The sequence below is a fragment of the Ignatzschineria sp. LJL83 genome (genome assembly GCF_054871845.1).
In genome coordinates, this window is record NZ_JBTXLY010000010.1 from 20,182 (window position 1) to 46,184 (window position 26,003).

The 26,003-nt window shown below is 37.9% G+C and carries 23 protein-coding genes; 12 read left to right on the plus strand and 11 right to left on the minus strand.

Features of this window, described 5'->3' with window-relative positions; translation table 11 throughout:
- Positions 1 to 217: 217 nt before the first annotated feature.
- Together trmB and ispG are read right to left on the minus strand one after the other, a co-directional pair.
- The gene (gene trmB / locus ACYSN2_RS07545; protein WP_461749643.1) at positions 218 to 913 is read right to left on the minus strand and encodes a tRNA (guanosine(46)-N7)-methyltransferase TrmB; all 696 of its coding nucleotides are present in this window, start codon (positions 911 to 913) and stop codon (positions 218 to 220) included.
- Complete coding sequence (ispG, locus tag ACYSN2_RS07550; RefSeq protein ID WP_461749644.1) at positions 891 to 2,114, minus strand: flavodoxin-dependent (E)-4-hydroxy-3-methylbut-2-enyl-diphosphate synthase; 1,224 nt, start codon at positions 2,112 to 2,114, stop codon at positions 891 to 893. The genes trmB and ispG overlap by 23 nt, the downstream gene beginning before the upstream one ends.
- 307 nt (positions 2,115 to 2,421) lie before the next feature.
- On the opposite strand from ispG, the gene hemJ reads away from it, so the two are divergent.
- The gene (gene hemJ, locus ACYSN2_RS07555; protein WP_461749645.1) at positions 2,422 to 2,859 is read left to right on the plus strand and encodes a protoporphyrinogen oxidase HemJ; all 438 of its coding nucleotides are present in this window, start codon (positions 2,422 to 2,424) and stop codon (positions 2,857 to 2,859) included.
- A 131-nt stretch (positions 2,860 to 2,990) separates the two neighbouring features.
- Here hemJ and ACYSN2_RS07560 read toward each other — a convergent pair whose 3' ends face one another.
- Complete coding sequence (locus ACYSN2_RS07560) at positions 2,991 to 3,449, minus strand: peroxiredoxin (protein WP_461749646.1); 459 nt, start codon at positions 3,447 to 3,449, stop codon at positions 2,991 to 2,993.
- 161 nt (positions 3,450 to 3,610) lie between these two features.
- Here ACYSN2_RS07560 and dprA point away from each other — a divergent pair, with 161 nt between their 5' ends.
- The gene (gene dprA, locus ACYSN2_RS07565) at positions 3,611 to 4,831 is read left to right on the plus strand and encodes a DNA-processing protein DprA (protein WP_461749647.1); all 1,221 of its coding nucleotides are present in this window, start codon (positions 3,611 to 3,613) and stop codon (positions 4,829 to 4,831) included.
- Positions 4,832 to 4,850: 19 nt separating this feature from the next.
- Here dprA and ACYSN2_RS07570 read toward each other — a convergent pair whose 3' ends face one another.
- Positions 4,851 to 5,555 (minus strand): hypothetical protein, encoded by a 705-nt coding sequence (locus ACYSN2_RS07570; RefSeq protein ID WP_461749648.1) that lies wholly within the window; start codon positions 5,553 to 5,555, stop codon positions 4,851 to 4,853.
- A gap of 207 nt (positions 5,556 to 5,762) precedes the next feature.
- The gene (locus tag ACYSN2_RS07575; RefSeq protein ID WP_461749649.1) at positions 5,763 to 6,452 is read right to left on the minus strand and encodes a Bax inhibitor-1 family protein; all 690 of its coding nucleotides are present in this window, start codon (positions 6,450 to 6,452) and stop codon (positions 5,763 to 5,765) included.
- 212 nt (positions 6,453 to 6,664) lie between these two features.
- Here ACYSN2_RS07575 and ACYSN2_RS07580 point away from each other — a divergent pair, with 212 nt between their 5' ends.
- Both ACYSN2_RS07580 and ACYSN2_RS07585 read left to right on the plus strand, forming a co-directional pair.
- Entirely contained in the window at positions 6,665 to 8,968 is a 2,304-nt protein-coding gene (locus tag ACYSN2_RS07580; protein ID WP_461749650.1) for an LPS-assembly protein LptD, read from the plus strand.
- Between the two features lie 556 nt (positions 8,969 to 9,524).
- Positions 9,525 to 10,925, plus strand: coding sequence for an APC family permease (locus ACYSN2_RS07585; RefSeq protein ID WP_461749722.1), 1,401 nt, complete (start codon positions 9,525 to 9,527; stop codon positions 10,923 to 10,925).
- 141 nt (positions 10,926 to 11,066) lie between these two features.
- Here the strand turns inward: ACYSN2_RS07585 and ACYSN2_RS07590 are convergent, their stop codons facing one another.
- Positions 11,067 to 11,324 carry a hypothetical protein gene (locus tag ACYSN2_RS07590; RefSeq protein WP_461749651.1) on the minus strand — a complete coding sequence of 86 codons (258 nt, stop codon included), beginning with the start codon at positions 11,322 to 11,324 and terminating at the stop codon, positions 11,067 to 11,069.
- Positions 11,325 to 11,572: 248 nt separating this feature from the next.
- On the opposite strand from ACYSN2_RS07590, the gene ACYSN2_RS07595 reads away from it, so the two are divergent.
- Positions 11,573 to 11,914, plus strand: a complete 342-nt coding sequence (locus ACYSN2_RS07595; RefSeq protein WP_461749652.1) for a hypothetical protein — start codon at positions 11,573 to 11,575, stop codon at positions 11,912 to 11,914.
- 179 nt (positions 11,915 to 12,093) lie between these two features.
- A complete protein-coding gene (locus ACYSN2_RS07600) occupies positions 12,094 to 13,074 on the plus strand; it encodes an LLM class flavin-dependent oxidoreductase (RefSeq protein WP_461749653.1) in 981 nt (326 codons plus the stop codon).
- Between the two features lie 122 nt (positions 13,075 to 13,196).
- Here the strand turns inward: ACYSN2_RS07600 and ACYSN2_RS07605 are convergent, their stop codons facing one another.
- Both ACYSN2_RS07605 and dtd read right to left on the minus strand, forming a co-directional pair.
- Positions 13,197 to 13,790 carry a LysE family translocator gene (locus tag ACYSN2_RS07605; RefSeq protein ID WP_461749654.1) on the minus strand — a complete coding sequence of 198 codons (594 nt, stop codon included), beginning with the start codon at positions 13,788 to 13,790 and terminating at the stop codon, positions 13,197 to 13,199.
- Positions 13,791 to 14,014: 224 nt separating this feature from the next.
- Entirely contained in the window at positions 14,015 to 14,455 is a 441-nt protein-coding gene (gene dtd / locus ACYSN2_RS07610) for a D-aminoacyl-tRNA deacylase (protein WP_461749655.1), read from the minus strand.
- A gap of 364 nt (positions 14,456 to 14,819) precedes the next feature.
- Between dtd and ACYSN2_RS07615 the strand changes: the two genes are divergently transcribed.
- From ACYSN2_RS07615 to dinB, 5 genes are all read left to right on the plus strand, one after another.
- Complete coding sequence (locus ACYSN2_RS07615; protein ID WP_461749656.1) at positions 14,820 to 15,431, plus strand: HAD family hydrolase; 612 nt, start codon at positions 14,820 to 14,822, stop codon at positions 15,429 to 15,431.
- Between the two features lie 126 nt (positions 15,432 to 15,557).
- Complete coding sequence (locus ACYSN2_RS07620; RefSeq protein WP_461749657.1) at positions 15,558 to 16,364, plus strand: type III pantothenate kinase; 807 nt, start codon at positions 15,558 to 15,560, stop codon at positions 16,362 to 16,364.
- 190 nt (positions 16,365 to 16,554) lie between these two features.
- Positions 16,555 to 17,577 carry a tetraacyldisaccharide 4'-kinase gene (gene lpxK, locus ACYSN2_RS07625; RefSeq protein WP_461749658.1) on the plus strand — a complete coding sequence of 341 codons (1,023 nt, stop codon included), beginning with the start codon at positions 16,555 to 16,557 and terminating at the stop codon, positions 17,575 to 17,577.
- A 359-nt stretch (positions 17,578 to 17,936) separates the two neighbouring features.
- Positions 17,937 to 20,312 (plus strand): ribonuclease R, encoded by a 2,376-nt coding sequence (gene rnr / locus ACYSN2_RS07630; RefSeq protein ID WP_461749659.1) that lies wholly within the window; start codon positions 17,937 to 17,939, stop codon positions 20,310 to 20,312.
- A 317-nt stretch (positions 20,313 to 20,629) separates the two neighbouring features.
- Entirely contained in the window at positions 20,630 to 21,724 is a 1,095-nt protein-coding gene (dinB, locus tag ACYSN2_RS07635; protein ID WP_461749660.1) for a DNA polymerase IV, read from the plus strand.
- 79 nt (positions 21,725 to 21,803) lie between these two features.
- Here the strand turns inward: dinB and ACYSN2_RS07640 are convergent, their stop codons facing one another.
- Positions 21,804 to 22,697, minus strand: coding sequence for a LysR family transcriptional regulator (locus ACYSN2_RS07640; RefSeq protein ID WP_461749661.1), 894 nt, complete (start codon positions 22,695 to 22,697; stop codon positions 21,804 to 21,806).
- A gap of 280 nt (positions 22,698 to 22,977) precedes the next feature.
- On the opposite strand from ACYSN2_RS07640, the gene ACYSN2_RS07645 reads away from it, so the two are divergent.
- Positions 22,978 to 23,700, plus strand: coding sequence for a pirin family protein (locus ACYSN2_RS07645; protein WP_461749662.1), 723 nt, complete (start codon positions 22,978 to 22,980; stop codon positions 23,698 to 23,700).
- A gap of 113 nt (positions 23,701 to 23,813) precedes the next feature.
- Here the strand turns inward: ACYSN2_RS07645 and ACYSN2_RS07650 are convergent, their stop codons facing one another.
- Both ACYSN2_RS07650 and ACYSN2_RS07655 read right to left on the minus strand, forming a co-directional pair.
- Positions 23,814 to 24,197: a YbaN family protein gene (locus ACYSN2_RS07650; RefSeq protein ID WP_461749663.1), complete on the minus strand. Its 384-nt coding sequence runs from the start codon at positions 24,195 to 24,197 to the stop codon at positions 23,814 to 23,816.
- Positions 24,198 to 24,390: 193 nt separating this feature from the next.
- The gene (locus ACYSN2_RS07655; RefSeq protein WP_461749664.1) at positions 24,391 to 25,941 is read right to left on the minus strand and encodes a BCCT family transporter; all 1,551 of its coding nucleotides are present in this window, start codon (positions 25,939 to 25,941) and stop codon (positions 24,391 to 24,393) included.
- Between the last annotated feature and the right edge of the window lie 62 nt (positions 25,942 to 26,003).

Here is a 26,003-nt window from a genome sequence, read left to right on the forward strand (position 1 = left end):
TTTCATGACGACTTTGAGCCCAGAATTGCGATGTGTCAATGCTGTCATGCGATCTACAAAAATGCACAAACATTCTTCCCAGCGACATGACAGCTTAAAATAGATATGAAAATATTGAGCGGTTTTATAGTGCACAAGAAAAAGCTGTAAAAGCGAACCTTTACAGCTTTTCTAATCTGAATTGTCATGAAAGCTCACGCTATCAAGCTATTCATCCCTACTTTTTAAGAAATACTAAATCCCAAACGCCGTGACCTAAACGAATGCCGCGCGCTTCAAATTTTGTGGGTAAACGATGCGTTGGATTTTCAACAAATCCTTCAACGCTATTTTCATAATCTGGCGCTGCTTGCATCACTTCCATCATATGTTCCGCATAAGGTTCCCAATCCGTTGCAAGGCAAAGTCTACCGCCTTTTTGCAATTTTTGAGCGATCAATGCGACAAATTCCGGTTGAATAATACGGCGTTTGTTGTGCTTCTTCTTATGCCAAGGATCTGGGAAAAAGACTTGAACACATTCTAAACTACCATCTGGAATACAGGTTTTTAAAATATGTACCGCATCATAATCAATGGCACGGATATTATGAAGATCACGCTCTTCCACATCTAAAAGTAATCTTCCAACGCCGGGACGATGTACTTCTAAACCTAAAAAGTCACGTTCTGGTTCATTTTCTGCCATATTTGAAAATGACATGCCATCGCCAAAACCAATCTCTAAAGTGCGAGGCGCATTTTCACGACCAAATAACGTATTTAAATCCCATTGATGATCTACTTCATCATGCGTAATTAAATATGGGCTTTCCGCTAAAATGCGCTCTTGACCTTTCGTTAAGCGCCCTTCTCTTTTAACAAAAGAGCGAATCGCGCGAAGCGGTCTATTATTGTTTTCTGTATTTTCCATCAATATATTCGTTAATTATTAGTTTAAATTCATCAGCGATATTCTCGCCCTTCAAAGTTACTGAGCGCTCGCCATCTACATAAACAGGCGCTACGGGTTTTTCCCCATTTCCCGGCAAGCTAATGCCGATATTTGCCATTTTTGATTCTCCAGGACCATTGACAATACAGCCCATGACAGCAACCACCATCTTTTCAACGCCTTCATATTGGGTTTTCCAAGTCGGCATGCTGTTATCAATATACGATTGAATATCTTGCGCAAGATATTGGAAATCATCGCTACTTGTGCGGCCACATCCAGGACATGCAACCACTTTTGGCGTAAATGCACGAATCTGTAAGCTCTGTAAAATCTCTCTGCCAACCAATACTTCTTCCGTACGAGAAGCATTTGGTTCTGGTGTGAGAGAAATACGGATTGTATCGCCAATACCTTGTTGCAATAGAACTGCCAATGCAGCCGTAGAAGCAACGGTGCCTTTCATGCCCATTCCTGCTTCTGTTAAGCCTAAATGGAGCGGTAAATTAATTTTACCGGCAATATCTTGATACACTTTGATCAATTGTTGGCTTTGGCTCACTTTCACAGACAGAATAATATCGTTATCCGTCATGCCGATATCTTTCGCAAAGGCAACGCTTTCCAATGCCGAAACAATCATCGCTTCACACATAAGCTCATCATTAGAAAGTGGCACTGCTTTTTTGAGATTTTCATCGAGCAATCTTTTTAAAACTTCCGGATCTAAGCTTCCCCAATTCACACCGATTCGCACAGGTTTTTGGTATTTGAGTGCTTCTTCCACAATGGAAGAAAACTGCTCATCTTTACGCGCACCACGACCAACGTTTCCGGGATTAATACGAAGCTTTGCTAATGCTCTTGCACATTCTGGCTCTGCTTGCAGAAGTCTATGGCCATTAAAATGAAAATCCCCAACAACCGGCGTTGTATAGCCTTTCGCATCAAGCTTTTCTACGATAAATGGCACAGCTTTTGCGGCCGTTTCAGTATTCACCGTTACGCGCACAATTTCAGAGCCACTATCTGCTAATTCAATAATCTGCTGAACTGTTGCATCTACATCTTCCGTATTCGTATTGGTCATTGACTGCACACGAATTGGATAATCCGAGCCGATCCCAATATTGCCAACCATCACTTGGCTTGTAGGTCGTCTTTTAATGGTAAAAACCATGAAGAAATCCTTTTAAGGTCATAGAAATATTTTTCGAGCTATTATCGCTAAAATCCCTCCATAGCACAAGGGAACCTCAACTTTTATGATTCCAAGCAATCAAGCGAATCTACGATTTCTATCATCATTCTTAAAATAATCTTTGTTATAATCATTCATAAAGATATTTCCTCAAAATTTTCTCGAGACTTCTATGGAAGTTCTAGGAAATTTTAGAAGCTTCTAGGGAATATCCATAAAATTCTCGGCATTTTATGAATTTCGATCAACGATAAAACTTATTTTAACTTCTCATTCAAAGGTCACTATGTCATATCTCGTTTTTAAAGCTTTACATATTATTTTTATGGTTACGTGGTTTGCCGGTCTTTTCTATCTGCCACGAATTTTTGTTTATCATGCGATGAATGAAAGCCCAGATACCAATGAAACATTCAAAGTGATGGAACGAAAGCTGATGATTATGACCAATATCGGCGCCGTATTAACCGTTACTTTTGGCTTAATTTTGATTATGAAAAATCCTGCGCTTATGAAAATGGGTTGGTTACACTTTAAACTCACACTTGTGACGCTTCTCATTATTTATCAAGGTTTTTGCTATCATTACGTTTTAGCTTTTAGGCATGATAAAAATGTTCACGGGCATAAGTTTTATCGCTATTTCAATGAATTCCCGAGCATCATTTTAATGATTGTGGTGTTCTTAGCAGTATTAAAAGCGATTCCTTTTATTCATTTTTAGTTCGCTCTAAACATTATCATTTAATGCATAAAAAAAGGATCTATCACATGGTAGATCCTTTTTTGCATAATTATTAATTAGCGGTAACAGTTATCCCTTACCGGCATTATACACTCTAATGCTTAGAGTATTTAGAGTGCTTTTACAGCTTCCAACACTTCTTGCGCATGTTCCGGCACTTTTACTTTGCGCCATTCTTGTAAAATCTCGCCTTTTTGATTCAAGATAAACGTACTGCGCTCAATGCCAAAACCAATTTTTCCAAACATATTTTTCTCTTTAATCACATCAAACGCTTTACAGAGCGTTTCATCTGGATCTGAAAGAAGCGGATATTGCAGATCAAATTTATCAGAGAATTTAATGTGGGAACTTTTACTATCTCTAGAAGCTCCGACTAAAGCACAATTTGCCGTTTTAAACTCATTTAATAACAAATTAAAATCTTGCACTTCAATGGTACAACCCGGCGTATTATCCTTTGGATAGAAAAAAAGGACGATATACGTTTCCTGAATTTCTGAAAGTGCTAATGATTCCGTTTGTGTCTCAAACTTTCTTGTGAAAATTTTTTCCGCTAATTGTGCCATTACTGAACTCCATCTCATATATTTTAAAGTCACATTCGATTCATTATGCAATATCTCGCGCTTCTCTCGAGTATTTCAAATCTTTCAATCTATTTACGAATCGAATTTTTATAAAAATCTTTTTGTAATATAACATAGAACCCTTACAAGGAAACGCCATAATGCTAGATGCTTGGCTCACACTCTATTACACACCTCTGATTGGTGCTGTCCGCTTTAAATGTCTGATTGATTATTTTGGCTCGGCAGAAAAAGCGGTCATTGCCGATGATTTAGAGTGGCAAAACGCCGGCATTCCCTCATCTGTAATTGCTAAAAGAGCATCTTATGCCAACAAAGTAGAACAAGCATTATTGTGGGCGGAAAAACCCAACCATCATATCCTGACTTTTCATCATGAACATTACCCGTCTCTTTTAAAAGAGATCTTTGATCCGCCAATGCTTCTCTTTGTTCAAGGCAATCTAGAGATATTAGGAGAACCACAAATTGCCATTGTCGGCGCACGAAAACCAACATCAGAAGGGTTATATAATGCTCGATTATTTGCAGAAGAGCTCGCGAAAGCAGGACTTATTACTAGCGGTTTAGCAATAGGCGTTGATAAAGTCGCTCATGAAGCCACTGTGGCACAGCAAAAACCAACCATTGCCGTATTAGGTTCTGGTTTAAATGAAGTATATCCAAAATCTCATCTCTCATTAAGCCGTGAAATCCTTCAAAATAATGGCACATTAATCAGCGAATATCCGCTTCAAATGCCCCCTAAACCTCAAAACTTCCCGAGACGAAATCGTATTATCGCCGGATTATCGTTAGGAACTTTAGTGGTAGAAGCGACGTTAAAATCAGGTTCACTCATTACTGCAAGATTAAGTATGGAAGAAAATCGGGAAGTATTTACGATTCCAGGATCGATTCATCAGCCACAATCACGAGGTTGTCATCAGCTTATTCGAGAAGGTGCCACGCTCGTTGAATCAACTCTAGATATTCGCACCCATCTCAAAGGCTGGTTTGAAACAAGTGATCCTATTATTCAATCGGATCTATTTATGGCACAAGAAGATGCACAGAAAGCATCTCTCACAATTTCTTCGAAAAATAGTCTCAAAAGATCATCAGACTCATCCCATACCCAAAGCACACCGAAAATAGCAACTACTAAGATCAAACCAGAAGCGATTCCCCCAATCACATTGCCGGAAGATCATCCTCAATATGCCCTATTTCAACTCTTAGAAATGCCAAAATCTATCAATCAACTAGTAGAATTGACGCTCAAAAACACAGCGGATATTACCGCAGATTTAATTATGTTAGAGATTGAAGGCGTGATTATTTCTGAGCAGGGGTTTTATCGACAAATAAGATCGATGTGAAGTGCAGAACGACTCATTGTTATACTGCTCTATCATCTTTAAGATATTGCTCTTTAATCTGCTCTAGCTGTCGAAAAAACTCTGGCTTTGAAAAGGCTTTAGTATATTGCCCGCAAGCATCCATTACAAAAAAATCAACGGATTGGCTAAATAGACTAGTAAAGCTTCGCCCTTTCCCGATATTTTCTAAGAAAGGGCGAGATATCATGGAGATATGATGCCCGCCTTTTTCTCGAATTACTTTGATAATAGATTCGGGAAGTTCTCCCACAATCACACAATTCTCAGCAACATCTTGTTCTATAAAAACTTCCATATATTGTAATATAGATTCATCTTGCGGTTTACAAAAAAAGAAAACTCGAGGTTTACCAAAGAATTGTTGCAATCCTTGCAATCTTCCCTCTTCTTGCCATTCAAAATAAGGAATCGAATCGCTCAGAATAAGCGGTTTATCAAATGCAAATACAGATAAACCGGCACTACTTAAATAACGATCAAATAACCAGAGTTTGTGTAGAGCCTCATCCGAAGTTAAATGCCGTAATGATTGGTAAATATGCATTAATCGCCAACTATCGGGAGCACCAATGTAAGGCCTAAAAGGTCGACCTAGCAGGATTCGTTTGAGGACTTCAGTTTCTGCATAAAACTGTGTTAGTGGAGAGATATAATGTTGCTCTAAACACTTTAACACCTCCTCTTTCTGCCCACGATTTACCATTTATTTCTCCAGCCATCTGATTTATGAACTTCTTATCTTAGGCAAAAATTAAAAAATTTCTATCGGAAAGATATAAATAACCCATATAAACCCAAAATAAAAACCATAAAAAAGGCGTTCAACTCAATGTAACGCCTTCTTATCGTATCAGATTGTCATATCAAGATTATTCAATAATTTATTAAATAACCTTGTTTTCTTCATCTATTAATCGTTGCTTGCAAGAATCAAACGTAACAAGCTAGAGAAGATATTGTAAAGAGAGATATAGATATCTAATGCCACGCTAATATAGTTATCTTCTCCACCTCTTACAACATTGTTAATTCTCCATAAGATAATCGCGCCTGAAAATGGAATGATTAACATAGAGATGATTAAGTTCATGATTGGCATTTTCAAGAAGAAGAAGTTCAAAGCAATGGTAATCATCATTACAATACCAACAGCCCCAAGGTATTTCCCAATTGGGGAAAAATCTTTAGTTTTATCGCCACCAATTGCCGCTAATACTAAGAATAAACCTGCTGTACCGCCGGCAGCAATTCCAATATATTGCCAACCGTTACTCGTACTTAATGCAACCGTTAAGAGAGGTCCAAGCATCATGCCCATTAAGAATGTAAATACGAACATGAGTACTAAACCCATCGGAGATCTTTTAGTCGCTTCAATCGCAAATGAAAGACCGTAGAACATCACCATAAATCCGATGAAGAACATAATTGGGCTAGAGATCATCAAATTCGCAACAATTTGTGATTGAATTGAAATATAAGCGCCAATAATAGTCGGGATAAGAGAGAGCGCTACTAATGTATATGCTTGACGCAAAACTTTATGCATTCCCTGTCTTTCAACACCACTGTAGGTATCCGTTTGATAGTAATTACTCATTATTATAAATCTCCAAAGGGTATTCTGATAAATTTTTAAATTGTTTTTCACAATTTTACAAATTGCTTATTCCCTAGAATTGTATCATCTTTGCATGAAAGTTAGCGAGTATTTAGATTGAAATTCTACGTAAAAAATGCGATTCTACTCCCCATTCAATATTCATCTATAAGATTTTAATTACTTAAAATCATGACAAGTGAGCTTTCACTGTGCCCCAAAATAAAATCGTACCCTCGAAGCTAGCATTCGCCTTATTACTCGCTCTTCCTGCGACAGGATTTGCCGAGCCTATTGCCTGTCAAATATCTCCCTTGGCACAATTTATTATGCCGGAAAGCAATAGCTCTAAAGAGCAAATGATCGTCAATGCAGATAGTGGTTATCTCTTAGATAATGAGGGAAGGCTTGAGGGAAATGCCGAGATTATTTATGGCAATGATAAAATTAGTAGCGACAGCTTCACCATTGATCGGGTTCATAACATTGTCCAATCTTCAGGTTCTCAAGTACGTTATGCAACGCCGAGCGCGGTATTAGTCGGCAGTAAAATTGTGCATCTTCTCTCTAAAAATGAAACGCATCTTTCAGAATCGCAATATTATCTCAAAGCCGAACCCAATATTCAGGGACGTGCGAGCCAAATTGACCACCGTGGCAATGAACAAAATACTCTGCTCAAAAATGCCACCTATTCAACGTGCGCTATTGATAATGAGATTTGGAGAGTAAAAGCAAGAGACCTAGATATCAATCACGAAACAGGTCGCGCTGAAGCCTATAATGCTACATTAGACTTCTTTGGAACGCCGGTACTCTATGCCCCCTATTTATCGTTCCCTATTGATGGCAAAAGGCATAGTGGCTTACTCTTCCCTGAAATTTCCGTGAGTAAAAGTAGTGGATTAAGTCTATTTGCACCCTATTATTTTAATATTGCACCCAATATCGATGCGATATTAGCATTAGGATTTATTTCCAAACGAGGCCCTGCTATTAAGGGGAATATTCGCTATCTGAATACGTGGCAAGAATTTGCACTTTCAGGAACTTATATTACAAAAGATCGTCAATATGATCATAAAAAGCGTTGGATTATTAAAGCGGAGCAAACCCTCAATTTTAATAAAAATCTGACAGGAGAAATTTTATTCCAAAATGTCTCTGATGAAAATTACCTCAAAGATATTGAAGATCAGACAGGCTTATTAGAAGATGTGACGCTTGAGCGAAACGCTGAACTCAATTATCGTACTGAAAACTGGGCGACAAAACTTCGTTTTCAGGATTATCTCGTCACAGATAGAGAAGTTATTAAACACAATCCCTATGGCAGAATGCCACAACTTCTTTTTAGTGGAAGTTGGGATCTTAAAGGGTTTAATTTCGGGATTGAATCAGAGTTTGTACGTTTTGATGTCAAAGATGACCGTTTTACGGACAGAACGAAACCCTCCGGTGCAACGCGTATTGATATTATGCCAAGCATTAGCTATCGCTTTGAGAATTCATGGGGATTTATTGAGCCTACTGCACGCTTTAGATTTACCCATTATGACCTCTCTTATGACAATAGTTTTAAGCCAACAAATCAAAAAGAGAGCTTTTCAAGAACTTTACCTATTCTTAGCTTAGATGCGGGAATGTTCTTAGAGAAAAATATTCACTTTGATACCCTATTTGGCGGTGGAGATTATGTCCAGACTATAGAACCTAGACTTTTCTATCTCTATGCCCCTTACCGTAACCAAAGCCATATTCCGATTTTTGATACCTCAGAAATCACGCCTAATTATTACAATCTTTTCAGTTTCAATGATTTCTATGGTGCGGATAGACAATCAAATGCTAATCAGTTAACGACAGCATTTACAACGCGCATTTTTAATGAAGAAGATGGCGCTGAAAAATTCAATCTATCAGTAGGTCAAACACAATATTTCTCCAATCCTAGAATTACCATTGGAGAAGATCTTAATAAAGATAGTGATAAAATCCGTAGTTCTGCACTTTTCGCGCAGACTAATATAGAAATCCTTCCTAAGTTGCATGTAGGAAGTTCTATTGAATGGTCCTCTACTACTAAAAAAACAACTCGAGCTACTTTTGATATCAACTATCGCCCTGATGAACGTAAAATTTTCAATATTGGTTACCGCTTTAATCGAGGCCTGGAACACTTAGGTTATTCTGAAGATCAGACCAAAATAGATCAAATCGATGTGTCACTCTTTTGGCAACTTAATAATCGTTGGGCTATTGCGGGACGTTATAATTATGCCTTTAGTGAATCAAAAATGATTGATAGCCAAATTGGGGTTGAGTATCGTGATTGCTGTGTTACAACCCGCGTTGCCGCAAGATACTACCGTGATGATATCTACGATAAAAACAAACAATGGCGTATCTACTTAGAATTCGATCTAAATGGTATGGGCAATATTGGACAAAATACCGAAAAAATGTGGGAACAGAGTATTGCCGGGTTTAGAGCTCGCGGAAATCGTTATTTCTAAAATCTCCTAGATTGCATCCGATATTTTTCAAGATCATTTCGTTTTCAATACTGTTTCACAGATTCCAAAAAGTCCCTGATATCTACTATTAGGGACTTTTTCTATTATTGAGTACTGATCTTGCTTGATCACATTTCCAATGACGAAGCGATACTCACTGAGCAATAGTTTCTTATAATATGTTTATGAGACGCATTCTTGATAAATATTATTAATCATACATCAACGTACTATAACTTTTTATTATTTAACAGGTACTCGAAAGATGGCTTAAAACCTCAAAAACAACCTCTGAAGCTATACATTTCCAATTATGTAAATATCTGTGTAATTTAAATTTTAAAAATCGATAGCCAACTCACACAAAAAGTGTAAAATCCTCCGAGCTTCATATTAAAATGAAGTTTTTATGAGAATCCCAATTCTCATATTCTGATACAAGGGGGCAATAATTCTTCTGAATTAACGCGGCTAATTTATCTCTCTTAACATGCTATCTAAGGCTGGGGGAAATAAACTTATGTTACTAAAATCCAAAGCGTTATCTCCTAACGCGATGTCTTCATCTACAACTATCTCATCTCCTGCAAGATTACAAAAAACACTCGTATTGTGGCAGCTCGTTATGATTGGTCTAGCATATATGCAACCAATGACTGTCTTTGATACCTTTGGGATTGTAAGTATGCAAACGGGAGCTCACGTTCCCACCGCGTATATCATCACATTAATTGCAATGATGTTCACAGCTCTTAGCTATGGAAAAATGGTTCGCTATTATCCATCTGCGGGATCTGCTTATACGTATGCCCAAAAATCACTGAATCCTAATTTAGGCTTTGTGATCGGCTGGTGTACGATGCTTGATTATCTATTTAACCCGATGATCAACATCTTATTAGCGACTATTTATCTAAAAACGTTGATCAGTGATGACATCAGTATTTGGTATTATGTTGTGCCGTTAACCATTGCAATGACCTACGTAAACTATCGTGGCGTTGAATTAGTCGCAAACGTGAATACCCTTATCGTATTCTGTCAGCTTCTATTAATGGGAATCTTCCTTGCGCTTGTGATCAAAGGATTAGTAAGCGATGGCGTTGGACAAGCAACGATTGCAAGTACCAAACCATTCTTTACGCCTGATATGCAAATTGGCGCCGTTGCTGCAGGTTCTGCAATTCTCTGCTTCTCTTTCTTAGGATTTGATGGCTTAAGCTCACTTTCTGAAGAAACAAAGAATGCCGCGAAAACAGTGCCAAGAGCGATTTTCCTCACGACCTTTATCGGCGGGATTATCTTTATCGCAATGACATATTTCATGCAACTCTACTTCCAAGGGTACGTATTTGCGAATCCGGAAGAGAGCCAACCTGAAGTATTGTTATATGTGGGAGAGCGCTCATTAACAAGCTTTGTTGCCGCAACATTCTTCCAATCTGTAGGTTTATGGCTCGCAGTATTAGCAGTATGTGCCTCAGGTATTGCAGCGCATACCGGCGTTTCACGCATGATGTATGTGATGGGTCGTGATGGAGTTTTACCACCAAAAATCTTTGGTTACATTAATCCTAAATTTAAAACCCCTTCCATCAACATCGTGATTGTCGGCATTGTCTGTTTAACCGCAGGATTCTTCGACCTGAACTTTGCGTTACATTTAGTCAACTTCGGTGCTTTAACCGCATTCTTCTTCGTGAACCTTTGCGTCGTTGTTCAATACTACATCCGCGATAGTCAGCGTTATACTTTAGGTCATAATGTTCATTATCTGCTTTTCCCAATGTTAGGAATGGCATTTATTATCTACCTTTGGTTTAACCTTGAATATACAGCACTTGTGATTGGACTTGTTTGGGGAATGATTGGACTGGTGTACCTTGCGTTTATTACAAAAGGCTTCACACAATATCCAAAAGAGTTCATCAACCGTTCTCGCAATCCTGAACTATAAAATTAAAACACTCGTATATTGAAATCACTTTAAGTCCGGCGAAGGAGATGCGCCTTACAATAAAGACTTCAACATACAACACATCAAGACCTCAAATTCATTGAGGTCTTTTTTATTGTGATAAACATCTACTCAAAGAAATCACGTTATAAATGTCGCTTTTAATCTCTCCTCAAACGCTCTTAAAACGTCATCTTGTGATTTGAACTTTTGTTCGCAATAAAAAAAGTCATCTTCTACCCAAATCGTTTCATCAACCAATACTTCATTTCCAAGTGCTTGTAGACGATATATATCCTTACGATAAACACTCATGGAATAATGACTTTCTGAATCCAGTAAAATGAGTAACTTAAAATCAACAACTCCTAAATCTTCTGTTTTCGTATCCACAGACATAAACAATGTTTCCACCAATTTATGATATTTAATCAAAATATCTACCTCCTAATCTTAGGTATCCATATTACTGCAAGAACGTTTTAAATTATATTCCGCTAGAGCAATAATACATCTACCATTTTCAGTTTAAGAAAAAACAATCTAATCTATAAACTTTGCCGAATGTTAGAATACAATTTACAAAATCATTCAGAACACAACATTCTATTCCCCTTCTCTTTCCCTCTTTGAATTTAGGATAAACCATGGAAGATTTAGACTTACAACGCATTCACCCTTTTGAAATCCTGCAATATGAAGAAGATCTTTTTGGGTTACATTTTCCGGCAAATGATCGCTTTGATATTTTTGATGATTTAGAGATTGAAAATAGTGGTTATAGTTGGGTCGATATTATTGAATTTTATCTTGAGAATGAATTTACCGACCTACAAGGTCTATTTACCTATGAACCGAATGAAGAGAGCTGTGAACTTCGAGGAACATTTGAAGATATTAAAGCCTTTGTTCTCAATTTCCGTCCGCTCTATTTTGATGATCATCAACTTTCTCTTCTCATTCAAGAGATGCAGGAAAACTGGTATTAAGCTTTCAAATAGATCTTCAAAACAGCGCTTCGAGGTAGTTTCAAAAGGCTTTTCAAAACACTTTTTCCATATGCTTTGAAAATCTCCCTTCAAAAGCGTGAGTGCTTTCATTTACTATCAATTTTAGATTTCATTTTTCAATTGATTGTTTAAAGAATATTTTTAAAGGATAAGACATTATGAAATTTTCAATTTTAGATCTCGCCAATATTAATCAAGATGAAACTCCCAAAAATGCTTTTGAACGCGCCGTTAATCTTGCAAAACTTGGAGAAAGTTCAGGATTTCACCGCTTTTGGGTTGCGGAGCATCATAATATGGTGAATATTGCGAGCTCGGCAACCGCTGTTCTGATTGGGCATATTGCCGGCAATACTAATACGATTCGCGTAGGTTCCGGTGGCATTATGCTTCCCAATCACGCGCCTCTCATGGTTGCCGAAGCTTTTGGTACATTGGAAACCCTTTACCCAAATCGGATTGATCTCGGACTTGGCAGAGCGCCGGGAACAGATCAGATGACTTCGCGTGCACTTCGCCGAGATCCAAATCGTGCCGATCAATTCCCTCAGGAAGTGATGGAACTTCTTTCTTATTTTCATCCTGAAGATGGGCAAAGAATCAATGCCATTCCCGGCATAAATTTAGATGTTCCTGTGTGGATTCTAGGCTCAAGCCTTTTTGGTGCTCAACTTGCCGCACATTTAGGATTACCCTATGCTTTTGCCGGACATTTTGCGCCAACTCATATGGAATCTGCTTTGAGAATCTATCGGGAACAATTTAAACCCTCACAATATCTCGATAAACCTTATTCTATGCTCTGCCTAAATGGCGTTCTTGCAGATACGCAAGCAGAAGCTAAGTTTGAATTTACAACAATGTTGCAAAGTTTTACGCAGCTTATTCGAGATGATCGAAAACTCACCCCACCGCCGATTTCCGATATGGATCAATATTGGAATCCGCTTGAGAAGCGCCACGTCACTTCCATGTTAAAACTCTCGGCCGTTGGTGATAAAGCTCATACGAAGGATTTTATTACAGAACTTATTTCCACCATTGAAGTGGATGAACTGATGTTTGCTGGCGTTATTTATGATGCCGAGAAGCGATTACATTCCTTCAAGCTGATTAGTGAAGTCATGCAGAGCTTATAACTAGACTAAACTACAAAATCATGATCAGGGCTTCATTATCAGAAGGTTTCATTATCAAAAATTCGTAAACCCTCTTCATTCCGAAGCCATGTATCTGTCATGGATCATCTTGTAACTGACACTTAAAAGAAATCAATCAATATAGAGATTTCCGAGATAATCAGAAATGATCCCATCAATAGATTGAAATACTTCATTCTATTACCCACTCTAAGAATTGATGAAAAGCTATCGCCACATAATCCCCACAAGAATAGACATAAATAACACATCACAAAATAGACACTGATAAAAATGATCAAAGTGCTGTGGCTCTCAAGGGATGAGAACATTGTCACCCCAGAAATACAGGCTAACCACGCTTTTGGATTTAGCCATTGCATGAATAATCCATCTTTAAATGATGGAACCGCTAAACTTTCCTTATCTTTAATAGAAATTTGCGCCGTTGAAGACATAATTTTAAAAGCGATATAACAGATGAAAAGTGAACCCAATATCGCTAATACTTGCAGTAAAAAAGGATAGAGTAGGAAAATATCCTGTAACCCAAAACCAATCAGAAGGAGCAACACAAGCAATCCAAATGTTGCGCCCGTCGTATATGGCAATGAATTTTTCAGGCCGTAATTAATACCGATAGATAAAATCACAGTATTAACAGGTCCCGGCGTAATAGACATTGCAATCGAAAATAAAAACATGGAGATAAGCATAATGAGCTCTGCGGTTAATGGATTATAAAGAAAGAAGTAATAAAAAGCGTTTCATTATGCGGTATTTTAATACCTAAAGTATATTAAAATTTACATTTGAATATGCAGCTCTATTCATATTCCTATTTTTTATATCCACATTTAAATACTCAGCATTATCTTAAAACTTTAATAGTCTTTAACGGCCTTTTCTTGAATGGTTAATGCTTGTATTTAAGATATCCCTAAGATATCTCTAACAAAAATGTGACAGGCCCATCATTGATCAACGATACTTGCATATCCGCACCAAACTGCCCTGTTTCAACCACTGCAATCTGCGTTTTTGCATATTCTACAGCGTAATCAAACAAAGTTTCCCCCAATGCCGGCGCTGCTGCCGATGTGAAACTTGGGCGTAATCCCTTTTTAGTATCTGCGGCTAATGTAAACTGCGAAACTAGTAGCAATTCTCCGGCAATATCCTTCAGAGAGAGATTCATCTTTCCTTCGTCATCACTAAAAACGCGATATTTAAGAAGTTTATCAATACCCTTTTCGATGATCTTTGGGGTATCTTCCGGCTCAATTCCTACAAGTGCCATAATGCCCTGTGAAATCTCTCCAACCACATTGCCCTCCACAACCACATTCGCATTTTTAACTCTTTGTAATAAGATCTTCATGAATCCTCACTTTTCTCCTTTTCTAGTTTTGCTACGAATAATCTTTGCGATGAAGCTCCAAAATGACGGTTCTTGCTGGCACGGGATATTGATAAGCATGCAAACATTCGCCCCAGCCACATATCAGCTCATCATGTAATAAATTTTTTCGTAAATAGATATCATCCGATTGAGTGCTTTAACACAATCTCTCAATGATTATCCCGTTTAATATCGCGTTCAATATCGTATTGTATATTTCATGACTCAAAATTGAGTACGCAATTTTAATCCTTGCTATGATTGCTATCATAACAATCATTATCTCTACATGCCGCAAATTCAGCCAACTACTTCATCTTCAATCCACTAAAAGGAATTTTCTATGAGCTATCCTGATCTTCGTAATATTCGCCATTGGATTTTTGATATGGATGGCACGTTAACTATTGCCGTGCATGATTTTGCCATGATTAAAAAGGTATTAGATATTCCGGATGATGAAGATATTTTGGTAAATCTGGCGCAATTACCGCTTGAGGATCAAAATGCGAGATTACGTTGGCTTGCGGAATATGAGTTAAAACTTGCAAAGCAATCATTGCCGGCAATGGGTGCTGTCGAGCTTTTAGAATACTTGAATCATCAATCTTCAGAACTTGCGATCTTAACTCGTAATCTGCAGGATTTAGCACTCATTACATTAGAAGCGATTGATGTTCACGATTACTTTCAAGAAAATGTGGTATTTGGTAGAGAAAATGCCGAGCCAAAACCTTCGCCGGATGGCATTGAGCAGATTTTAACAACTTGGAATATCTCTCCGAAAGAAGCTGTGATTGTCGGCGATCATGAATATGATTTGGCTAGCGGTAAAAATGCCGGCATTCAGACGATTTTAGTGAATCAAGATCGCAATATTTATCCAGAGCTTGCGGATTATTTTTTTACAGATTGTACGGCGCTCTTGAAATATCTAAAAACAGCCTCAAATTAAGCGAAACGTCAATAATGTTGTCAGATAAAGTTGTGAACTATTTACCCGAATCTCATGGTAAAGATGAATTTCACGACAAAATGTCTATAATAGTACCCTTTATTTTCTATAAAAGAGTGTGGAATCATGAAGCTACTACTAGTAGACATTGGTAATACAACTGCAGATTTTCGGGCTTATGATCCTAAGACTGAAACTTTGACTCCATTAATCAGACCGCTCAGCCAAGATAATATCTTGAGTGATACGGATACGATTGTGAAAACTCTCCAAGAGTTTGATATGGAGTTTTTCGCAATTGTCTACGTTTCTGTCGTACCTGATTTAAATGATCTCATTCGTGCAATTGGTTACTATTTCGAGATTCCTGTCTATAGTTTACGCCATGATCTTCCCGTCGATTGGTCCTCTTTTAAACTGAACAATGTGCATCTTTTAGGTGCGGATTTTGTCGCAAATTATTATGGTGTGAAAGCGACGTATCCTTGCGAAAACTACGCCGTTGTTGCGCTTGGCACAGCAACCACAATCTTTGTCGTACAGAATCATCAGTTTTTAGGAACAACGATTTCTCCCGGCATTCAATCCAGTCTTAAAGGACTTTTTGCACAAGCCGCCCTACTTTCAGAAATGAATTATGAAGCGCAAGAAGGTGTTTTAGGATTCAATACCCTTGAATCTATCGGCATTGGCACAATTAACGGTCATTACTATATGATTGAAGGACTTTTACGAGAGATCAAAACAAAATATCAAATTGATAATGTGATTTTAACCGGCGGTAATATGTATCACTATGCGGAGCTTGAGAATAAGCAGTCATTTATTTTTGATGAAACCTTGATCTTCAAAGGGCTTGTCTATCTTTATGAACAAAAGATCGCATCTGAACAATCTGATCAGCCCGAAACCCAAACTCATCAAATCGCGTAATCTGCATGACGCATAATTATGTAACATAATTCTTTAATAACAGCTCAATAACAATTCAATAAGCATTCAATAAAAACTTATTCTTGATCGAAAAAATTGCTTTATAATTATAGACATCGCTTTATAGCTACTTCTATAAACATCCATAAATATTCACATTGATATTCAACTTTAGAAAGATATATTTACCATGCTCAAAACACCGAAATTTTGGCAATCTAAAGGATTGATCTCAACACTATTACTGCCCGCTTCTAAGCTTTATGAGTGGGTTTCCCATCAAGACTTAGCATCAAAAGCCAAAAAAGCGCAACGATTACCAAAACCAACGATTGTGATTGGAAATATTAATGTCGGCGGTACAGGAAAGACGCCGGCAACCATTACGCTGACGAAAGAATTACAGAAACGTGGACTGAAAGTTGGCATTCTTTCCCGAGGATTTGGTCGAAAACATTCTGAACTTCATATCGCAAATGATCATTCAACCGCAGAAATCATGGGCGATGAACCTTTTTTAATTTATCAGAAAACGACAGCGCCGATGGCAATTGATGCTTCTCGCTATACTGCTGGCATGGCACTTTTAGAACAATACCCTGATCTTGATTGCTTCATCTGCGATGATGCACTACAACATCAACAGCTTTCCCGAGATATTGAAATCATTGTGGTGGGAAAACAAGGTTTTGGTAATGAACGAATTTTTCCGGCAGGACCTTTGAGAGAACCCACTTCTCGTCTTAATTCTGCCGATTTTATTCTGAGTAACAATGCCGATACTTCAGAACTCAAAGCTAAAACATCAACACCGATCATTGAACTTCATTCTGAGCTCTTATCGCCGATCAATCTTCATACTCAAGTTTCAAATCCATTTACCGATTTTCAGAACCAACCATTAACGGCAATTGCCGGCATTGCACATCCTGAAAACTTTTACACAATGCTTCAAGCCAAAGGATTAACCTTTCAGACCCGAAGTTTCCCCGATCATTTTCAATTTACGGATAAGGATCTTCAAGATATTACAACACCAATTTTGATGACGGAAAAAGATGCTTCAAAATGCCGGCATTTAAAACGGCAAGATCTTTGGGCGGTTCCTCTTGAAAATAAGATTTGTTCGCGATTTATTGATACACTAACCTCTAAAATCCATGATCTCAATCACAATGATTTAGCTCGAAAAACAGATGAAATATCTGTTTAAAATGACAGGAAACCGAACAAAAACAACAATCACTTTAAGGAAGCCTTTTTGATGCAATCATGTCAGTCAACAGCAACCTTCCCATTCACCGATCCCATGCGCCTTCTCCGAAAAATTTGCAAACATTGGGCGCATACAATAACAACAGAATATGGGGATAATGAAGGCTTTGTCGACTTCAAAGATCACAAAATCGCCAACCTATGCCAATGATGGCACCATAACAATTAAAATTACAACGCCCACTAAAGATGATTAAAATAGTTTCATAGTAATTGCGAATTAAGAAATAAGATAAATTTCGCAAAAGAAAGCTTATGAAATTCAGTGGGAGTTATCCATATAAGGAAATAACATTAGTGAATGATACAACAAAAGATTTAGCATATTTTGCCAAATACTTCGAAAATGATGCGGAATATAGCGCACAAAAAGAACAATATGGCCGAGCGATTCCAAGCCGTGCCTTTATGTTAGAACTTCTTCAAAACCATCCTAACCTAGGATTTGAAGAGATTGCGACGATTTTCAAGCTTCGTAAAAACTGGGAATTAGATGCCCTTGAAAACCGCTTAAATGCGATGATTCGTCAAGGCTCTCTCTTTTTAGATCCCAAAGAAAAATTACATATTATTAGCCCAGATAAAACTTACATCGGAACAGTTTCAGGTCATCCTGAAGGTTACGGTTTCTTAGACGTTCCGGGCGAACCTTCTCTCTTTATTCCACCAAGTGAAATGAAGAAAGTCCTTCACGGCGATACGGTTGAAACAAGTATTGCCGGCGTGGATAATCGTGGTCGCCGTATTGCCGGCATTATTAAAGTTCTGGAGCATGGACTTACTGAACTCATTGGCCGTTTTTATCGCAGTGAAGGTGTTTCTACCGTCATTTCTGAAAATCGCAAGATTACCCAAGAATTCTTAATCGATGATGCCGATACTTTAAAAGCAACAAATTTAGATCTCGTTCGCATTAAAATTACCGAATATCCTTCTCCTAAAACACGTGCAAGAGCGGAAGTATTAGAAGTATTTGGCGAGAATATGACGATTGATATCGAAATCATGCAAGCACTTTTAGAGCATAATATTCCGCATCAATTCTCAAAAGAGACAGAAGCGGAAATTGAATCGATTGCCGATACCGTTTCAAAAGAAGAAACTGCAAAGCGTAAAGATTACCGAGAAATGCCGTTAGTGACGATTGATGGCATTACCGCTCGAGATTTTGATGATGCCGTATATTGTGAAAAACTCACAGATGGCTCTTACAAACTCTATGTTGCGATTTCAGACGTTGCCCATTATGTGCAACGTGATAGCGCCATTGATAAAGATGCCTATCTTCGTTCAACATCGGTCTATTTTCCGAACTATGTTGTACCAATGCTTCATCAAAAGCTCTCTAATGGAATCTGTTCGTTAAATCCAGATGTGGATCGTTTGATCATGATGGCTGAATTGCAGATTAATCCTGATGGAGAACTGGTTCAATATGAGTTTTTTGAAGGCGTCATGCGCTCACATGCTCGTTTAACCTATGAACTTGTCCAACATATTATTGATGGTGACGATACGCTTCGTGAAAGTTATGAGAAGCTTGTTCCGGACTTAGATAACTTACATGATCTCTACAAAATTCTCCGTAAAGCTCGTAATGAGCGTGGAACCATTGATTTTGATACTGTTGAAACCTTAATTTTATACGACAATGATGGCGAGATTGATAAAATCGTGCCGGATGCGCGTTTTGATGCGCATAAAATTATTGAAGAATGCATGATTACAGCGAATATTGCTGCGGCAAAATTCATTGAAAACTCAGGATTATCGGCGCTCTATCGTGTGCATCCAAAGCCTGATAGCAAAAAACTACAAGCCCTTCGTGATTTCTTAAAAGAATTCAACTTAGGACTTGCCGGCGCTGAATCACCAACGCCGATGGATTATGCCAATACTTTGGAAGCTGCAAAAGAATTGCCGGCATTTAATATGATTCAAACGGTGATGCTTCGCTCTTTGAGCCAAGCGATTTATCAACCTGAGAATAATGGTCACTTTGGATTAGCGCTTTCGCATTATGCGCATTTCACAGCACCGATTCGCCGTTTCCCTGATCTCATTACACATCGTGCGATCAAACTTGTTCTTCAAGGCGGTGATAAATCTCACTTCTATCCTGAAGCGCATATGGTGCAAATGGGTGAGCATACTTCGATGGCGGAACGCCGTGCGGATGATGCAACTCGTGATGTCATGGATTGGTTGAAAGCAAAATATCTCTCACGCTTTATTGGCGATGAGTTTGATGGGAAAATCACGAGCATTACAAGTTTTGGAATGTTCATTGAGCTTGAAAATGTCTTTATCGAAGGCTTAGTGCATATTTCACAGCTTCAAGGCGACTACTTCATCTATGACGATACGCGCCACCGCTTAATTGGCGAAAAAACAGGTCAGCAATATCGTTTAAGCGATCCTGTTCGTGTGAAAGTATTGGATTCTAATCCTGAAACAAAGCATATTGATTTCGAGCTTATTTCTCCTGTAATTCAAGGCGGAGATAAAAAAAGTGCCGGCGATCGTCCTGTTCCAAAAAAATCTCGTAGCCGTAAAGCTAAAGGAGATTCTGAAAAAAGATCCCGTTCTAAAAAAACAGGAAGAATCTCTAGAGATGAAGCTAGCGATAAAAAGCCTTCTAAAAAACGCCGTAAAAAATCAGCAAAAAAATAGCAGATTTTAGTCAAACAGATCTATACATAGATGCATGTCAACAATCTCTAATCATCAATAGATTACAAATAAAGCCATCTCTCTGATGGCTTTATTTTTATATCTAATCTTCATATCTAATCTTTATATCTGATCTCTATATCTAACCTTTATATATCCTGCGTATCTCATATTATCTCTCATTGTACCTCTTGTTATATTTCCGTTAAAATCACACCACAGATCGCTTTAATATTTTCTAATATTTTTCAACCTTTTTACATACTAACGATTCTTCATTTACCCAATTTTAGGCTATTTCATTTCCGTGATCATTTATGAATTCAACTGCTCGTAAAATTATACATATTGATATGGATGCCTTCTACGCTTCCGTAGAGCAACATGATCATCCTGAATTTTTCGGAAAACCTCTAGTTGTTGGGTTTTCAGAAGGTCGAGGTGTGATTGCTGCTGCAAGCTATGAAGCCCGAAAATATGGCATTCATTCTGCACTTCCCACAAGAAAAGCGCTTGAGCTCTGCCCGCACCTTATTTTTGCGCCTCCGAGATTTTCTCGTTATCGAGAAGTATCCAATGCTATTCGAAAAATCTTTCATGAATATACCGAACTTGTGGAACCTCTCTCCCTTGATGAAGCTTACTTAGATATCTCTCATCTTGCCGATAACTTTGCTGAAGCAAATAAGATCGCTTTAGAGATTAAAATGAAAATTCAAAATCTATTAGGATTAACCGCTTCTGCTGGCATCTCTTATAATAAATTTTTAGCGAAAATCGCTTCCGATGTGAATAAGCCCAATGGTATTTTTCTAATAAAAGAAAACAATGCCGTCAGCTTTCTACAAACGCTCCCAATCAAAGATTTTTACGGCGTTGGAAAAGTCACGACCAAAAAGATGCATGAACTTGGGATCATTACCGGCAAAGAGCTCTATCAAGCAAGCGAAGAATTTCTATCTCATCATTTTGGCAAGGCCGGCAAAAATTACTACTATTATGCGCGCGGGATTGATCATCGCATCGTTGATCCCTATCAACCGCAAAAATCTTTAGGTGTGGAAGAGACCTTTTTTGATGATTTAACATCGAAAGAAGAGATTATTGAAGAGCTGGAAATTGTGGCAAAAGAGCTTATTAAACGCTCTCTAAAAAGCCAATTTATTGGTAGAAACTGCACATTAAAATTGCGCTATAAAGATTTCAGCCAAGTTTCCAAAAGCCAAACATTGCATTTTCCTTTAGGCGAAAGCTTAGAAGATTTGTGGCAAGTCACATTGCTATTATTAGAGAATATTCAGCTAAAACCACAAAAAGGGATTCGCTTAATTGGGCTGACCATTGCAAATATTGATCTTGAAAAAGATGCGCTGAATAATGAACTCAATCAGCTCCAAATTCCGCTATCGTAAACACTCATCATCATTTCATCTATTAATTATTACTCAACGACACTTCACAACTACAATCCACTCCAATTTTCTTTATTGTTTACGCAGATTCATTGATCCACTCTTTCCCTAAGGCATCTTTCCACCAATTAATCGCCAAACCTTCATCATGCGTACGCCAAGCCATATAGAGGGTTTCATCTTTATGTGCTTCTGTTACTGGCAATTCTATTAATTCTCCACTTTTAAGCTCATGACGCACCGCATACTTTGGCAGAAAACCATGCCCAATTCCGCGCTTTTGAAGCAAGATTTTATCTTCTAACGTATTCACTGTAATCCGTTTCTGTCCTTCATAAACACCCACAGTTCGAAGGGGCATATAACGAGCACTATCTGACAAAATCACGGCAGTATAATCGAGCAAATCGCATTTTGTGAGAGGCAATGTTTTTTGTGCTAAAGGATGATACGGCGCCACACAAAAAATAAATGGAATCATGCCAATGGGATATGTACTATACCCACCGCCTTCTGGTCCTTCTCCGACAGCAACAATCAAATCGGAGCGGAATTTCATCAAAGATTCCCACGTCCCCATCATGACTTCTCTTGTAATATTGACCTCCGTTGCGACAGAGGATTCTTTAAATTTTTTGAGTAACACAGATGCTTTTTCCAATGGGAAAATAGCATCAAAGGCAAGATTAATAGATGATTCTATCCCGCTTGCCATCTTATTTAATCGGGTTTCTAAATCTGTCACAGCGGTTAAAAGTGTACGCCCTTCTTCCAACAATAACGTTCCTAATGCCGTGAGTGTGACATGCGGACCATTGCGTTCAAAAAACTGAAATCCCATCTGTTCTTCGATTTTAGAAACGCTATAAGAGATGGTTGAAGGCGCCTTATGAAGAATCTCCGAAGCTTTAGAAAAGGAACCGCTTTTCGCGATCGTATCAATAATTTTAATTGCTTCTAATGTTAACTTCATAAAATATCCACCTTATTATCTAAGTAAATTCTTGAATCAATTTTAATTTTCGAAAAATTCGATCATTATTGTCAATTTAATTCAATTTAGTATCGATTTCCATCTTTATAATGAACAGTATCAGATAATAACGATTCAGAAGATAAATTCAATTTTTTTCATTAAAAATCCAAAAACTAAAAACTAATACTTTTCTGTCTCTTTGAAAACCATTAAAAAAATCATCAAAAATTTTAAAACTATTTATTCCGATACATTATTTATATAAGGATATTAACTCATGATAGAAATACGCAAAGCAAATGATCGTGGCCCTGCTAATCACGGTTGGCTCAACTCTTGGCATACATTCTCTTTTGCCAATTACTTTGATCCTAAGCAAATCGGTTTTTCCGACCTTTTAGTCATTAATGACGATACTGTAGATGCCGGAAGAGGTTTTGGCGCACATCCCCACGATAATATGGAAATTTTCAGCTATGTGTTAGAGGGAGAGCTGGGACATCAAGATTCTATGGGAAATGGTTCTACCATTAAACCGGGCGATATTCAGCTGATGAGTGCCGGCAATGGTGTTGTACATAGCGAAATGAATGCTTCCAAAACAGATTCTGTCCATTTTTTACAAATTTGGATCATGCCTAATGTTAAAAATGAGGCACCGAATTATCAGCAAATCCACGTATCTAACGAAGAAAAACAAGGAAAACTTCGCTTAATCATCTCGCCTAATGGTGCAGATCATTCCTTAACCATTCGTCAAGATGCCAAAATTTATGCTGGATTATTTAATGAACATGAAACTGAAACATTTTCATTAGATCCTCATCGTTACTACTACCTTCACGTTGCCAAAGGCTCGCTTCATGTGAATGGACAAATATTCAATGCCGGCGATGGTGCAAGAATCCGTGAAGAATCTGCGCTGACTTTCTCAAATGGTCATAATGCCGAGATTTTACTCTTTGATCTTCGCCCTAATGAGCTTCCTACTAGAATATAAGTCAATGAAACCCTTCATCTAATAAATATGGAGGGTTTCCAAACATCACACTCAGTTTTGTCATTCTAAACTCAGTATGATGCTTGTTATTTTTAACTTGTTGTTCTTCATTATTACTGTTCTTTTACGTTATGAGGAAAAGAACAGATCCAAAGTGAGGCTAATATGACCATTACAATGATGATTGCCGGCAACCACCAAGCGTAATCCCGTAAGATATAGAGAGATAAAAGCGCAGAACTACTCATCATTCCAATAGCTAACCATTTTATCTTCAGCGGAATGATCCTGTTTTGCTCCCAATTTTGAATCATCGAACCAAAATACCGATTCTCTAACAGCCAAGTATGAAAACGATTAGAGCTTTTTGCCCAGCATAATGCTGTTAGTATGATGAATGGCGTCGTAGGCAGTAATGGCAAAAATATCCCAATTATTCCGATCATCAGAAAAATTCCGCCGAAGATCATCAGTAATATTTTTTGAAAACTTCTCATATTTCCCACCAAAATTCCAGAATGTAAAACCTCTAAAATTATATCTTATCCTTTTGAAATACCTATAAAGTTCAATTTTCAAAAACGATAATAAATCATCACATGAATGATAGTTTAACATCAAAAAAACGCCTCAAGTAATCACTCCTTGAGGCGTTTTATTATCGGTCCCATACTTATTCTTTACAATGATTTATTCTTTATCAAAAGCATCTTGCTTAAAAATAAATACTTTCGCTAAAGAGGCTAGTTGTAAGATGAAGATAGAGAATACACAGAATCCACCGGCTGCGGCTAAATACTTAATACCATCTATTCCCTGTCCACCGCCACCAAACGCGCCCATGATCACCGCGATTGATCCGATTAATACTCCCCAAATAATGCGCTGATATCCTGGTGCTTCTTCTCCCATCAAACGATTATTCACGCACATGCCGGCAATTGTCGTGGTCATACTATTGGCAACTACTGCAAATGTGAACAGACTTAATACCAAGAAGAGTGGCACTATCACAAATCCTAATTTAAAAGGTAGATGTTCTAAGAAAGCCCATAAGCCAGAAATTGCGCCGTTATTTTTAATAATTCCTACAAGATCCACAACGCCTTCTTGTTGCAAATGTAACGCTGTTCCGCCCCATACTGAAAACCAAATAAGAGCAAATACTGAAGGGAGAATCCAGTTAATAATGATGAATTCACGGAATGTTCTTCCATAAGAGATCATTGCAAGGAATAACCCCATTAATGGCGCATAAGCAATCCATACAGACCAATCAAAAAGCGTCCACCACTGTGTTAATGCCGCTCCTCCATTATCTATAGGATCTAAACCCCAAAGGAAAAAGCTATCGAGCCAAATCCCCATGCCTGCCGTTAAAATTCTTAAGATATAAACGGTTGGCCCCGTTACAAAAAGTAAGATTAAGAGGAAATAGAGAATTTTAGTTTTAATTCCCGCCAATACCTTAAATCCGCGATCTAACCCTACATAAGAAGAAAATGTGAAGACAAAAGTAGTCGTAGCACCCAACCCAACCCATAAGCTAACCGTTGGCTCAATATTATAAGCCACTTTTAATCCTACAATGGCAAGTGCAAGCCCAGTTCCCATTCCTGAAGCGAGTCCCAATACAATTGCCATCGTTGCCAAAGTATCAATGACACTCCCTACGCCCTTTTTATAAACCTTATCTCCAAAAAGTGGCGTTAATGTTGAAGCCACTGATAACGTTTTTTTGCGATTGTAATAGACATAAGCAGCAATTAGCCCTGAAGCGGTATAAATGGCATAAGGAATGAATCCCCAGTTATAAAAAACTCTTCCCATCGCCCATAATGCGGTATAGCTTGTTTCGGCTTCTATTCCAAAACCATCCAGTTCCCCATAAATATTACCAAAATAGATGATCGGTTCATTCACACCATAAGTGATTAATCCCGTAGCAATTCCCGTACTAAGCGCCATTGCAAACCATCTGCCAAAACTGCCGCTTGGCTTTGCATCTTTTCCGCCTATTTTCTTTTTCCCAAGTTTAGAGAACAGAATAATACTCACAAATAGAAGCGCAACAAGTGATACCCACTGATATAACCAACCAAAACTATTGAGTGCCCAATCAAAAATTGCTTTTGAAATCTGAATCAGCAGGTTGTTATCAATCAGCCCTATCAGTACCGCAACCCCCATAATTAAAAACATTGGCACGAAAACGCCCCAACGAACAGTCATTTTGTTCATTTCCATCTCTCCATTTTTATAATTTTATCGTGATTTTTTAATAATTTTTATCGTCATAGCTT

Excerpts from the sequence above, each read along its gene's own strand:
- hemJ (WP_461749645.1), top strand. The coding sequence starts at position 2,422 with ATGTCATATCTCGTTTTTAAAGCTTTACATATTATTTTTATGGTTACG.
- ACYSN2_RS07645 (WP_461749662.1), top strand. The coding sequence starts at position 22,978 with ATGATAGAAATACGCAAAGCAAATGATCGTGGCCCTGCTAATCACGGT.
- ACYSN2_RS07585 (WP_461749722.1), top strand. The coding sequence starts at position 9,525 with ATGTCTTCATCTACAACTATCTCATCTCCTGCAAGATTACAAAAAACA.
- ACYSN2_RS07560 (WP_461749646.1), bottom strand. The coding sequence starts at position 3,449 with ATGGCACAATTAGCGGAAAAAATTTTCACAAGAAAGTTTGAGACACAA.
- ACYSN2_RS07655 (WP_461749664.1), bottom strand. The coding sequence starts at position 25,941 with ATGAACAAAATGACTGTTCGTTGGGGCGTTTTCGTGCCAATGTTTTTA.
- ACYSN2_RS07575 (WP_461749649.1), bottom strand. The coding sequence starts at position 6,452 with ATGAGTAATTACTATCAAACGGATACCTACAGTGGTGTTGAAAGACAG.
- dtd (WP_461749655.1), bottom strand. The coding sequence starts at position 14,455 with ATGAAGATCTTATTACAAAGAGTTAAAAATGCGAATGTGGTTGTGGAG.
- dinB (WP_461749660.1), top strand. The coding sequence starts at position 20,630 with ATGAATTCAACTGCTCGTAAAATTATACATATTGATATGGATGCCTTC.
- ACYSN2_RS07570 (WP_461749648.1), bottom strand. The coding sequence starts at position 5,555 with ATGGTAAATCGTGGGCAGAAAGAGGAGGTGTTAAAGTGTTTAGAGCAA.
- ACYSN2_RS07605 (WP_461749654.1), bottom strand. The coding sequence starts at position 13,790 with ATGCTTATCTCCATGTTTTTATTTTCGATTGCAATGTCTATTACGCCG.
- lpxK (WP_461749658.1), top strand. The coding sequence starts at position 16,555 with ATGCTCAAAACACCGAAATTTTGGCAATCTAAAGGATTGATCTCAACA.
- ACYSN2_RS07595 (WP_461749652.1), top strand. The coding sequence starts at position 11,573 with ATGGAAGATTTAGACTTACAACGCATTCACCCTTTTGAAATCCTGCAA.
- ispG (WP_461749644.1), bottom strand. The coding sequence starts at position 2,114 with ATGGTTTTTACCATTAAAAGACGACCTACAAGCCAAGTGATGGTTGGC.
- trmB (WP_461749643.1), bottom strand. The coding sequence starts at position 913 with ATGGAAAATACAGAAAACAATAATAGACCGCTTCGCGCGATTCGCTCT.
- ACYSN2_RS07615 (WP_461749656.1), top strand. The coding sequence starts at position 14,820 with ATGAGCTATCCTGATCTTCGTAATATTCGCCATTGGATTTTTGATATG.
- ACYSN2_RS07650 (WP_461749663.1), bottom strand. The coding sequence starts at position 24,197 with ATGAGAAGTTTTCAAAAAATATTACTGATGATCTTCGGCGGAATTTTT.
- dprA (WP_461749647.1), top strand. The coding sequence starts at position 3,611 with ATGCTAGATGCTTGGCTCACACTCTATTACACACCTCTGATTGGTGCT.
- ACYSN2_RS07640 (WP_461749661.1), bottom strand. The coding sequence starts at position 22,697 with ATGAAGTTAACATTAGAAGCAATTAAAATTATTGATACGATCGCGAAA.
- ACYSN2_RS07620 (WP_461749657.1), top strand. The coding sequence starts at position 15,558 with ATGAAGCTACTACTAGTAGACATTGGTAATACAACTGCAGATTTTCGG.
- ACYSN2_RS07590 (WP_461749651.1), bottom strand. The coding sequence starts at position 11,324 with ATGTCTGTGGATACGAAAACAGAAGATTTAGGAGTTGTTGATTTTAAG.
- ACYSN2_RS07600 (WP_461749653.1), top strand. The coding sequence starts at position 12,094 with ATGAAATTTTCAATTTTAGATCTCGCCAATATTAATCAAGATGAAACT.